The 12,065-nt window shown below is 67.9% G+C and carries 10 protein-coding genes; 3 read left to right on the forward strand and 7 right to left on the reverse strand.

The annotated features are described in order from the left end of the window. Positions 1 to 783 (reverse strand): sensor domain-containing diguanylate cyclase (locus EBL85_RS11620; protein ID WP_148040540.1); only part of this gene is annotated, 783 nt, incomplete at its 3' end. 264 nt (positions 784 to 1,047) lie between these two features. Between EBL85_RS11620 and EBL85_RS11625 the strand changes: the two genes are divergently transcribed. The 3 genes from EBL85_RS11625 to EBL85_RS11635 are packed head-to-tail and all read left to right on the forward strand — an operon-like array spanning position 1,048 to position 3,994. Then, a complete protein-coding gene (locus tag EBL85_RS11625; protein ID WP_123142995.1) occupies positions 1,048 to 2,181 on the forward strand; it encodes an ABC transporter substrate-binding protein in 1,134 nt (377 codons plus the stop codon). Next, a complete protein-coding gene (locus EBL85_RS11630) occupies positions 2,163 to 3,242 on the forward strand; it encodes an iron ABC transporter permease (protein WP_123142996.1) in 1,080 nt (359 codons plus the stop codon). The genes EBL85_RS11625 and EBL85_RS11630 overlap by 19 nt, the downstream gene beginning before the upstream one ends. A gap of 2 nt (positions 3,243 to 3,244) precedes the next feature. Further along, on the forward strand, positions 3,245 to 3,994 hold the full coding sequence (locus EBL85_RS11635) for an ABC transporter ATP-binding protein (RefSeq protein WP_123142997.1): 750 nt from the start codon (positions 3,245 to 3,247) through the stop codon (positions 3,992 to 3,994). Positions 3,995 to 4,146: 152 nt separating this feature from the next. On the opposite strand, the gene soeC is transcribed toward EBL85_RS11635, so the two are convergent. From soeC to EBL85_RS11665, 6 genes are all read right to left on the reverse strand, one after another. After that, the gene (gene soeC / locus EBL85_RS11640) at positions 4,147 to 5,121 is read right to left on the reverse strand and encodes a sulfite dehydrogenase subunit SoeC (protein WP_123139419.1); all 975 of its coding nucleotides are present in this window, start codon (positions 5,119 to 5,121) and stop codon (positions 4,147 to 4,149) included. 36 nt (positions 5,122 to 5,157) lie between these two features. After that, entirely contained in the window at positions 5,158 to 5,880 is a 723-nt protein-coding gene (gene soeB, locus EBL85_RS11645) for a sulfite dehydrogenase subunit SoeB (protein WP_123139420.1), read from the reverse strand. 87 nt (positions 5,881 to 5,967) lie between these two features. Beyond that, a complete protein-coding gene (gene soeA / locus EBL85_RS11650) occupies positions 5,968 to 8,865 on the reverse strand; it encodes a sulfite dehydrogenase subunit SoeA (RefSeq protein ID WP_123142998.1) in 2,898 nt (965 codons plus the stop codon). A 296-nt stretch (positions 8,866 to 9,161) separates the two neighbouring features. Then, the gene (locus EBL85_RS11655; RefSeq protein WP_005224002.1) at positions 9,162 to 9,431 is read right to left on the reverse strand and encodes a hypothetical protein; all 270 of its coding nucleotides are present in this window, start codon (positions 9,429 to 9,431) and stop codon (positions 9,162 to 9,164) included. A gap of 569 nt (positions 9,432 to 10,000) precedes the next feature. Beyond that, the gene (locus EBL85_RS11660) at positions 10,001 to 11,095 is read right to left on the reverse strand and encodes a homoserine O-succinyltransferase (protein WP_123139422.1); all 1,095 of its coding nucleotides are present in this window, start codon (positions 11,093 to 11,095) and stop codon (positions 10,001 to 10,003) included. Between the two features lie 23 nt (positions 11,096 to 11,118). Next, positions 11,119 to 11,973: an ATPase gene (locus EBL85_RS11665; RefSeq protein WP_123139423.1), complete on the reverse strand. Its 855-nt coding sequence runs from the start codon at positions 11,971 to 11,973 to the stop codon at positions 11,119 to 11,121. Positions 11,974 to 12,065: the final 92 nt, after the last annotated feature.

A 12,065-nucleotide genomic window follows, 5' to 3' on the forward strand; every position in this document is an offset into this window, starting at 1 on the left:
CAGGTCCTGGCGCCGCACCAGCCCCTGGATCACCCGCACCACGTGACGGATGGCGGCATCGCCCGCCGCATGTCCCAGCTCGTCATTGAGCTGCTTGAGCCGGTCGAGGTCGAAGAGCAGCAGCGAGACCGGCGTCCGCGACCGTTGCGCCAGCGTCATCCGGCACTCGAAACCGGCGAGGAAGCCACGCCGGTTGGCCACCCCGGTGAGCGGATCGGTGTTGGCCGCATGGGCCAGGCGCCGCGCGGTATGGGCACGACTGTGCTCGTAGAGCATTGAGATCACGGTCGAGGCCAGCAGGGCCCCGCCGCCATTGACCATCGCCAGCCAGTTCAGACCGAAGCCGGGGTCCAGCGCGATCCGCAGCCACAGCATCGACATCAGCACCGCACTGAATCCCAGCGAGACCGCCAGCCCCAGCCACAGCCCCAGCACGAAGAAGGCCAGCGGCGGCAGCAGCGCCGCCCAGATCAACACCCCGTCACCGGCCTCACCGGTGATCGACAGCGCCGCGAGCAACACCCCGGCGAGCACCACGCCGAGCAGCGGCAGGATGCGTTGACCGCGGCCGCAATACAGCCCCCAGGCCAGCCACGACAGCAGGACACAGAAGAGCCCTTCGGCGAGGGCGTGGAACAGATAGCCGGTGACCCAGAAGTCGAACCAACTGAAGAATGCACTCAACACCACCCCCAGCAGGGCCGCGCGCAGGGTCAGACGTACCCGCCTGGCCTCGAGGTCGGCGCTGACGAGCACGATCTGGTCACACTGGGGGTGTTTCATGCGGCTAGGCTGACGCGGTGGGACGATCGAACAGGCGCGAGGCCCGAGAACGCGCGCCGTACAAGCCGTCGCGCGACGACGGCTGAACCAAGATACGCCCGCCGGCAGGCGGGATCAATCACCCCCGGACGGGCGCCCAGACCGACCGGACCGCGCGCAGACACCTTGCCGGGCACCGCGGCCAGACGCCATCATGCCCGGAGTCACGCCGACCGCTGTCCCCGAGCGACAGCGGTCCGATGGAGAGCCCCCAGGGAGCGAGACATGGATACGAAACCGACACGCAGGACGCCGGACACGCCCGCCACCAGCGCCCGGACGAGGACCATCAACCATGGCGCAGCCGCGCGCTGCACCCGGCGCCAGCTTCTCGCCCTGCTCGCCGCCACCCTCATCCCCCCCGCGCCGTCTCCGGCACGGGCCGCACCCAGTCAGCGACTCCTGGCAATCGGCCCCGGCGCACTACGCCTGCTGACCTACCTGGCGGTCGCCGATCGACTGGTCGGGGTCGAGGACTTCGAGCGACGCGCGCTCACCACCAGCAGCTATCGCTACGCCCTGCCGACGGGGATCGACGCCCTGCCCTCGATCGGCCCCGGCGGTCCCGGGCGGATGCCCGACCTCGAACAGGTGCTGCGGCTGCGCCCCGATCTGGTCGCCGCCGCCGCCCTCGACGATCAGCAGCTGCAGGCACTGCGCGCACGCGCCGGGGTCGAGCTGCTGGTGCTCGACTATGGCGATACCGGCATCCTCCGCATCGATGAACTGATTGGGTCGCTCCAGGCCCTGGGCGAGGCGGTGGGGCGCGGCCAGCGCGCCGCCCAGCTCGTCGCCGCCCTCACCGACGAGCTGGACGCGCTGCACCGACGCGTCGGCGCCACGCCCCCCGTGGCCGCCTATCTCGGCGGCGTCAGCATGCAGGGCAGCCACGGTCTCACCAGTACCCAGGCCGGTCACCAGCCGCTGCGCTGGGCCGGGGCACAGAACCTCGCCGACCGGGCGGGCCCGGCAGGACATCTCTTCCTCGATCGCGAGCAACTGCTGCTGTGGGACCCGCCGGTGCTCTTCATCGACGGCGGCGGGCTGGCCGGCATCCTCACCGAATACGCCAGGGACCCTGGGTTCTATCACCGCTTGCGCGCGGTCCGTACCGGACAGGTGTGGCTGACCCTGCCGTTCAACGCCTACAACACCAATGTCGAGAACGCCCTGGTCAACGCCTGGATGATGGCCAAGGTGCTCCACCCCGAGGCGCTGGCGGACATCGACATCGGGGCGCGGGCCGGCGCCATCATGCGCACCTTCCTCGGTGCCGATATCATGCCGGCGCTGGCCGAGCACGGCCATGGCCTGGGGCGACTCGATCTGGAGCGGGGACGATGGACGCCAGTGTCCTGAGCCCGGCGCCACGCGCGAGCTTCCGCCACCAACGCCGCAGGCGCCTGCTCGCCGGGCTGTCGCTGGGAGTCGGGCTGATGGCGCTGGTGGTCTATGCCCTCGGCCAGGGCAGCTACCCACTGACGGCCGGCGAGGTGCTGACGGCGCTGCGCGCCGGACCCGCCGCCCCCGACCCCGCGGCACACGTGATCTGGTCGATCCGGCTACCGCGGCTGCTCGCCGCGTTGCTCGCCGGCATGAGCCTGGCGCTGGCCGGGGCGGTGATGCAGAGCGTATTGCGCAACCCCCTGGCCTCGCCGATGACACTCGGGGTCTCCCAGGGCGCGGCCTTCGGCGCGACCTGCGCCATCGTGCTGCTCGGCGCCGGCGAGCTCAATCGGTTGGGACCCGAGACGGTGGTGATCGAGCAGCCCTATCTGGTGGTCGGCGCGGCACTCGTCGGCGGTCTCTGCACCGCCGCGGCCATCCTGCTGATCGCGCTGCTGCGCCAGCTGCGCCCCGAGGCGCTGGTGCTCGCCGGGATCGCACTCGGCGCCTTCTCCAGCGCCGGCACCATGCTGGTGCAGTACTTCGCCAGCGACACCCAGGCGGCGGCGACCCTGTTCTGGACCTTCGGCGACCTCGGCAAGGCCGGCTGGCGCGAGGTCGGCTGGCTCGCCCTGGTGTTGGCGCCGCTGCTCGTCCTGCTCACCCGCACCGGCTGGCAGCTCAACGCCATGGCCTGGGGTGAGGACAGCGCCCGCGCGCTCGGCGTGGCGGTGGCGCGGCTACGGCTGACGGTCCTGGCCGCCGGCGCGGTCCTGGCGGCGGTGAGCACCGCCTTCCTCGGGGTGATCGGCTTCGTCGGGCTGATCGCGCCGCACCTGGTGCGGCTGATCATCGGTGTCGACCACCGCTATCTGCTCCCCTACGCCGCCCTGGCCGGGGCCATCGTACTGCTCGGCGCCGACACCCTGGGACGGTTGATCATCGCCCCGGTGGTACTGCCGGTCGGCGCGGTCACCGCCATGCTCGGCGCACCCTTGCTGCTGGCGCTGTTGCTGCGCCGCGGGGAGCGCTGACCATGCTCGGGATCGAGGCGCTCAGCATCGGCCACGGCGGCCGCACCCTGCTGCGGGGACTCGACCTGGAGCTACCCGCCGGCGCGCTGTTGGCGGTACTCGGGCCCAACGGGGCCGGCAAGTCGACCCTGATCCGCACCCTCGCCCAGCTCCACCCGCCGCTGGGCGGGCGGGTACGGCTCGATGACACCCCGCTCGACCGACTCGAGCGCGTCGCCCGCGCCCGCCAGATCGCCTATCTGCCCCAGCAGTCGCGCCCGGTCGCCGTCACCGTCTACGAGGCGGTGCTGCTCGGGCGCGTGCCGCACCTGCGCTGGCAGACCGGCGAGCGCGATCTCGCGCTGGTCGACGACATCCTCGATCACCTCGGGCTCGCCGCGCTCGCCGGCCGACGCTGCACCGAGCTCAGTGGCGGCGAGCTGCAGAAGGTACTGATCGGGCGCGCCCTGGCGCAAGCCCCCCGTCTGCTGCTGCTCGACGAGCCAGTCAACCATCTCGACCTCGCCAACCGGCTGGAGGTCCTGGCGCTGGTCAGACGCACCGCGCGCGAACGTGATCTGGTCACCCTGGTGGTCCTCCACGACCTTAACCTGGCGCTGCGCTTCGCCGACCGCTTCCTGCTGCTCGACGGCGACGGCGGCCATCGCACCGGCGACATGGCGACGCTCACCCCGGAGCAGGTCGAGCGGGCCTACCGGGTCCCGGTGGTCCGCGGCGAACTCGCTGGACACCCACTGTTCGTGCCGATCTAGCGGGTAGCTTCCAGCCTCCAGCTACCAGTAGCGGCTTAGTGTGCGCGTCAGCGGGGCGTAAGAGGTCCTACCGGCGGCTGGCGGCTGGCGGCTGGCGGCTAGTCGCTGGCGACTGGAAGTTGGTCGCTGACGACTCGGCTGCCCGCAAGCCGTCAGGACACCGATTGGTAGTAGAGGTTCTGCGGGTGGCGGGCCTCGGCGAAGAAGTACCAGCGTTCGGCCAGCAGCCCGACGAACTGGACGGCGAAGGCCGTCAGCGCCAGGGTGCTCGAGACCTCGGCATGGGCCAGGGCGATCAGCACCACCGGCAGCGGGAACACCGTCACCAGGAAGAAGGCCCGCACCCAGCGCAGGGTCCGGGCGCTGCGCCCGTGGAAGAACTCACGGGTGTTGAAGCTGCCGCCGGTGGCGCCCTGGGCCTTCTGCTGCAAGGCGCTGTGACGTACCCCGATGGCGCTCTGCACCGTGCTGCGGTGTTCGAGCCGGGCGTTGCGCAACAGGTGTGCGCCGCGCGAGAGCGCGGCGGCGAGGGTGAGGATCACCGCCCAGGTGCCGAAGAAACCGACCAGCGGGTTGCCGAGCCAGGCCGAATAGGCCGCCGCCAACATGAAGCCCGAGGCGCTACCGAGCAGCAGGAAGTTGCTCACCGTCAACGGCGAGTGCCATTCCTCGAGGAAGCGCACCGCGGCATAGATCATCGCGGTGCAGACGAACAGCGCCAGGCTCGCCAGGGTGCCGAGCACGCCGAGGATCAGCGACAGGTCGACGGCCAGGGCGCCGACCCGGAACCAGGGCGCGGTCCAGCCCAGCAGGTGGGTCAGCGCATAGGCCGCGACCAGCCCCATGGTCAGCGGCAGCACGATCACCTCGCGCGAGAGCCAGGAGGTACGCCAGCAGCTCGCCGCGCGCCAGGCGCGTTCGGGACGACCGAGATGGAAGAAGGAGGCGGCCAACCCACCGAGCAGCAGCGACAGCGCCAGCAGGCTGCCGCTGGCGTAGAAGCCCGAGGTCTGCAGCGGCAGGAAGTGGGCGATGGCATAGAGCTGTCCGGTGAACATCGCCAGGAACAGCCCCTGGCCGGCGCCGAGCAGGGTGGTCAGCAGGATCACGGAGAAGGCGGGATGCATGGGCGGCTTCCTGATTGCGGTGGACGGGAACGGCCCTTACCAGGCCACGTCGTCGACGGACTCCTCGCCGGTGTAGTCGGTGAGATCCTCGCGACGCAGCGGGTTGTCGACCCGCTCGAGGTCCTCGGGAGCGATGTGCATCCGGGTCTTGTGGCGTGGCAGGTAGTGGTTGGCGGGCTTGGTGCCCCACTCGGCCATCAGCGCATAGCCGCCACGCTCGCGGATCGCCACCGAGACCTCGGAGTCGGGGTCGTGGACGTCGCCGAACAGCCGCGCGCTGGTCGGACAGGCGAGCACGCAGGCCGGCTGGCGATCGCGCTCGGGGAGGCTGTCGTCGGTGATGCGGTCGATGCACAGGGTGCACTTCTTCATCACCCGCTCCTGGGCGTCGAGCTCGCGCGCGCCATAGGGGCAGGCCCAGGAGCAGTACTTGCAACCGATGCACTTGTCGTAGTCGACCAGCACCACGCCGTTGTCGGCGCGCTTGTAGGAGGCCCCGGTGGGACAGACCGGCACGCAGGGCGGGTCCTCGCAGTGCAGACAGCTCTTGGGGAAGTGGACGGTCTCGGTATCGGGGAAGGTGCCGACCTCGAAGGTCTGGACGCGGTTGAAGAAGGTACCGGTGGGCGAGCCGTCGTAGGGGTGCTCGTCGACCAGCGGACCGGCCGCGCCCGAGGTGTTCCACTCCTTGCAGGAGGTGACACAGGCATGACAGCCGACGCAGACGTTGAGATCGATGACGAGGGCGAGTTGGGTCATGTCAGAGGGCCTCCTGCCACCAGCGGCCAGTGATCGACGAGACGGCGCGATGCAGACGCCGGCACTCGCGATGCGGTCGCCAGTCGCTCATTTCTTGGAGAAGATGCCGGCCACATAGGCCTGCCAGCGACCGCGTCCCGGCTCCTGGCCGGGCAGTCGCGGCATCGGCGCGAACTGCGGCGCGGTGATCGCAGGCTCCTTGGGACCGGCCTTGTAGACCCGCACCCGCAGATCGAACCAGGCGGCCTGGCCGGTCACCGGATCGGCATTGGAGAGGTGCGCCCCGGCGGCATGCTCGGGCAGCTCCTCGGCGATCAGGTGGTTGAGCAGAAAGCCCTTGCGCGACTCGTCGGCATTGGCCGCCAGGCCCCAGGCCCCGGCGGCCTTGCCGATGGCGTTCCAGGTCCACACCGTGCCGGGCTCGACGGCCTCGGAGAAGCGACACATGCAGCGCACCCGACCATGCGCCGACTCCACCCAGATCCAGTCGCCGTCGGCGAAACCCTCGGCGGCGCCGACCCGTGGGTTGACGAACAGATAGTTGTGGCTGTGGATCTGGCGCAGCCAGGCGTTCTGGCTGTCCCAGCTGTGGTACATCGCCATCGGTCGCTGGGTCAGGGCGTTGAGCGGATAGCGCTCGGCGTCGATCAGCCCGTCCTCGAGCGGCGCGTAGTAGAAGGGCAAGGGATCGAAATAGGTGGCGATGCGCTCGCGCAGCCGCGGCGGCGGACGCCGCCCCTCGCCCTTGCCCTGGGCGGCGCGGCGGAAGCGCTGCAGCACCTCGGAGTAGAGATGGATGATGATCGGGTCGGCATAGCGGATCATGCCGTGGGCGCGCGCCCAGTGCAGATAGCCCTTGTTCCAGTTGCGCATGTACTGGTAGCTCGGCGGCAACTGGTGGTGGAAGACGCAGCCGTGCTCGACATAGCGCTCCCACTGCTCGGGGTTGGGCGCGCCCTTGAGCACCTGATCGCCCTCGGCGCCGCGCCAGCCGGCGAGGAAGCCGATCCCGGAGCCGGGCGAGGTCTCGTAGTTGACGATGAAATCGGGGTAGTCGCGGTACTTGCGCCGTCCCTCGCCGTCGACGAAGGCCGGCAGCCCGAGCCGGGTGCCGAGCTCGATGAGCACGTCCTGGAAGGGGCGACACTCGCCCTTCGGCGGCAGCACCGGCACTCGTACCGCGTCGACCGGACCGTCGAACTCGGAGATCGGCCGGTCGAGCATCGACAGCACGTCGTGACGCTCGAGATAGCTGGTGTCGGGCAGCACCAGGTCGGCGAAGGCGACGGTCTCGGAGGAGAAGGTGTCGCAGACCGCCAGGAAGGGGATGCGGTAATCGCCCTGCTCGTCCTTGTCGACGAGCATCCGTCGCACCTCGCTGGTGTTCATCGTCGAGTTCCAGGCCATGTTGGCCATGAACAGCACCAGGGTGTCGATCGGATAGGGGTCGCCGCGCCAGGCGTTGGTGATGACGTTGTGCATCAGCCCGTGCACCGCCAGCGGGTACTCCCAGGAGAAGGCCTTGTCGAGCCGGACCGCCTCGCCCTCGTCATCGACGAAGAGATCGTCCGGGTCGGCCGGCCAGCCCAGCGGCAGACCGTCGAGCGGGGTATCCGGGCGCACCGCCGCGGGGTCGTTCGGCGGCTTGGGACAGGGCGGGATCGGGCGCGGGAAGGGCGCCTTGTGACGGAAGCCGCCGGGGCGGTCGATGGTGCCGAGCAGGCTCATCAGCACGCCGAGCGCGCGGATGCCCTGGAAACCGTTGGAGTGCGCCGCCATGCCGCGCATGGCGTGGAAGGCCACCGGGTTGCCGGTGACCGAGGCGTGTTCGCGATCCCAGCAATCGGTCCAGGGGATCGGCAGCTCGATCTGGTGATCGCGCGCGGTCACGCCCATCTCGTGGGCGAGCCGGCGGATGGTTGCGGCGGGGATGCCGGTGACCTCGGCGGCCCACTCCGGGGTGTAGTCGGCGAGTCGGTCCTTGAGCAGCTGGAAGGCGGGCTTGACCGCGGTGCCGTCCTCCAGGGTATAGGCACCGAGCAGCCGCGGCTCGACGCCGGGGGTGCGGGCGCGCACCGCGGCATCGCTCGCGCGATCCCACCACAACCGGTCCTGCGGATCGAAACAGTCGGGCGCGGCCTCGGTCTCGACGCGATAGAACAGCCCGGCCTCGTCGTGCGCCTCGTCGCTCACCACCAGCTCGGCGGCATTGGTGTATTGAATGAGGAAGTCGCGATCGAACAGCCCGCGCGCGAGGATCTCGTGATTGATCGCGAGCAGCAGCGCGCCATCGGTCCCCGGGCGGATCGGCACCCATTCATCGGCGATCGCCGAATAACCGGTGCGGATCGGATTGATCGAGATGAAGCGACCGCCACGCCGCTTGAATTCGGAGATCGCGATCTTGAGCGGGTTGGAGTGATGATCCTCGGCGGTGCCGATCATCACGAACAGCTTGGCGCGATCGAGGTCCGGACCGCCGAACTCCCAGAACGATCCACCGATGCTGTAGATCAGCCCGGCGGCCATGTTGACCGAGCAGAAGCCGCCGTGGGCGGCATAGTTGGGGGTGCCGAACTGCTTGGCGAACATCCCGGTGAGCGCCTGCATCTGGTCGCGCCCAGTGAACAGCGCGAAGCGCTTGGGGTCCTCGGCGCGCAGCCGGCGCAGGCGGGTCTCGAGCAGCTCCAGCGCCTCGTCCCAGGAGATCTCCTCGAAGTCGCTCTCGCCACGCTCGGCCCCGGGTCTGCGGCGCAACGGGCGGGTCAGGCGCGCCGGGGAGTACTGCTTCATGATCCCCGAGCTGCCCTTGGCGCAGATCACCCCCTTGTTGAGCGGATGACGCGGGTTGCCGTCGATATAGCGGACCTCACCATCACGCAGGTGCACGCGAATACCGCAACGACAGGCGCACATATAGCAGGTGGTCTCCTTGACCTCGACCCGACCGATCGCGCTATCCGAATGACTGGGATGATCTTGCATCGGCACACCCTTGGGGGATGATTTGTTTTACCGCATTCTAATATTGCGGTCGTCTATCTTTCAAACCCAAAGATGCCGATGAAAAACTTTATTAAATGATTGGCCCATTCATTTTGTTTATATAAATGAACACTGCCCTGATGGTCGGCACTGATAGGAAGACGGAAACGCTGAAGCGGGGAAGCGGGGAAGCGGGGAAGCGGGGAAGCGGGGAAGCGGAGACGAAAACGGACGCCGGAGGCGTCCGCAAGGGGCGACGACGCATCCATGCGTCGCCGGCAGGCATCAGGTTGTGATCAGGCGGCGTTGTAGCGAGGCAGCCAGGAGCTGAGTCGCTCGCGCTCGCGCTCGAGGTCGAGCGAGAAGAAGTGGTTGAGCACCTGCAGCGCCTCGTCGAGGTTCTCGCACGGCCACTCGTTGGTGACGGTGTGGCAGTTCCAGTCTTCGACGTGATAGCAGCAGTGACCACCCTTGGCGGCACCCTCGGCATCGAAGCGCAGCTTGTAGCCGGTCTGGGTGCGTGGATTCCACTTGTAACGGATGCTGTTTTCAGTTTCGTCAAACATTGTCGGGCCTGGTCCGGTTGAGCATTTGAGGGGCGGGCGATCAAGGGGAGACGCGGTACCTGTGGCCTGGTAAGGACAGGAATGATGCAAATAAGCAACAAACCATCCGTGCTGCATCATCAACGCCATCTCACACCTTCAGTCTAGTACAAAAAAGCAACAGTCAACAAGCACAATCGAGCCAAAATGTCCATAAACCTGAAAACTGATGCTGTCTTCACAAAACCCGGCACAGAGACCACCCAAGCAATCCCCCTGCCGCAGTCGTGGATTTTTCACAACACGAAGACCTTTTGTGTAACTTCGGCGCAACAAAACACGACACTCAGGGGGCAAAGACAACACGAACAGGGCCGCGCAGGCCGGCCTCGACCCAATCAAAACAGCCACTTGAAAGCGCAGCATCTCGACCATCGTCAGTCATGGCGAAGGATGCGGGAGGGGGTGAAGGGAAGCGTGGGAAGCAGGGAAACGATGAAGGCGGCGATGCGTGACGCCGCGCGCACGACACACGATACGACGACGACGCCGACGACAAGGCTGCCGACGACGCCGAGCGCGAGACCGGATCAGCCCGGATGCGTCGCCTCATCGCGATGCCAACTCAGCGCGAGCGGGTCGTGCGGGTCGACATGTGGCATGAAAGGGAGCTTGCGGTCACTGTTGGTGACCTGATAGATCAGGCCCATCCAGTTGCCGAGCACGCCCTCGGCGGTGTCGTGCCAGGTGTTGTCGAGCCCGGCGACGATTCGCGCCTCGGGGAAGGGCGGCAGCGCCTCCCCTCGCTCCCGGGCCGCGATCACTCGACCGCGATACTCGTCGAGGATGGCCCGCGCCTGCAGCCCGAAGTAGGCCTCGGGGAAGGGCGGATACTCCTCGCGCTGAGCGGCGAAGAACAGACGCACCTCGCGCTTGTACTCCTTGAGCAGCGAGATGGTGTCGTACTCCGGATGGCCCTGGAAGAAGACCTGACGCAGCCCATCGGCGCTCACCGCCAGATGCACCCCGGCCGCGCTCTCGGCGAGCACGTGCAGGCCGGCGGCCTCGAACTGGGCGCGCGAGACCTCGTTGTAGCGCGAGTGCGGCACGTCGAAACAGGTGTTGACGTTGCTCACCAGGGGGTGGGAGCGATCGAACACCCGGTGCGGATAGACCCCCCAGCGCTTCTCCGCCAGGCGCCGACGACGCTGGCCATAGGCGAACTGCAGCACCGCATGGGTCGCCAGACAGGAGAACAGGGTCGAGCAGACATACTCGCTGGCCCACTCCACCACCTCGATCAGCGGCTCCCAGAACGGCTCGTCGGCCAGTTCCGGGCCGGTGACGTTGGCGCCGGTGATGATCAGCGCATCCAGCCCCTCGGCGCGAATGGTCTCGAACGACTCGTAATAGCGCTCGATATAGGCGCGGGCCTCGTCGCTGCGTCTGAGCCCGTCGAGGGTGAATGGATGGATGTAGAACTGGGCGATCTGGTTGCTCTGACCGATCAGCCGGAAGAACTGCCGCTCGGTGGCCGCCAGCGCCGGGTCAGGCATCATGTTCAACAGCCCGATATGCAGCTCGCGGATGTCCTGCTGCAAGGCGCGGTTGGGTTCGAGGATGGTCTGCCCCTCCTCGCGCAACCGGCTGAAGGTGGGCAGATCGTTGTGGGCGACGATGGGCATGGACGTATCAGGGCTCCTCTCGGTCAGGCGGCCACCGCCTGGGCGGCGATCGCCGATTCGACCAACTGCAGAAAGTCTTGCTCGTCGCGCACCCGGGCGACGTCCTCCGAGGAGACCGTATAGCCGTGGGGACGAGCGATAGCCTCGTAGCGCGGCACCCGCGAGTGGAACAGACGCGGGAACACCCAGCGGGTGAAGTCATCGGGTTCGATCTCGGCGACATAGTCGAGACCGCGCTCGGCGAGATAGTCGGAGACCGCCTCGCGGAGGAAGTCGGGACGGTAATAGAGCGGCTTGGGGTCGGCCTGGGCGCGCTCGATCAGCTTGATCTCGTCGACCTCGGGGACACGGATATAGAGGATCAGACTGTGCGCGGCCAGCAGATCGATCACCCGCGGCTCGTCGAGCTCGCACAGGCTGCCGCCGACATCGTTGACCAGATGGGGATAGTTGTAGATGTCCTGCGCCTTGCGCACGAACTCGGGCAGATCGAGCATGGCGGCGATCTCGGCCTGACGATAGAGCGTCTGGCGGCGGCTGAACTCCTCGAGTCCGAGCCCGCCGCGCTCGGGGTTGCCGAGCTTGCCGACGAAGCTCATCACCGGCCCCAGGTCGGTGACCTTGATGTTGTTGCGCATCGAGATCCAGTCGCGCCGCAGCAGCTCGCGCAGGAAGGGATCGCGCATCGCATGCGCCTTGACCAGATCGAGGATCGGCTCGTCGAGATAGCGGGTGCCGATGCGATAGTCGCCGGAATAGTGGAACCAGTCCTGCCGGCGCAGCATCGCCGACAGATGGGTCTTGCCGACACCGGACATGCCGAGCAGGGTGACGCACTTGTGGGGCCAAGCGCGGAATTCTTCGACCGTGAACTTCAAGGACAATGCTCCTGGATGCTGCGATGGACGATCACCGCGCGCCGGCGAGGCGAACCTCGCGCCCGGCGGCGGCGACCGGGATCTGCACCCGA

The sequence above is a fragment of the Marichromatium sp. AB32 genome (genome assembly GCF_003718675.1).
Lineage (GTDB): Bacteria > Pseudomonadota > Gammaproteobacteria > Chromatiales > Chromatiaceae > Marichromatium > Marichromatium gracile.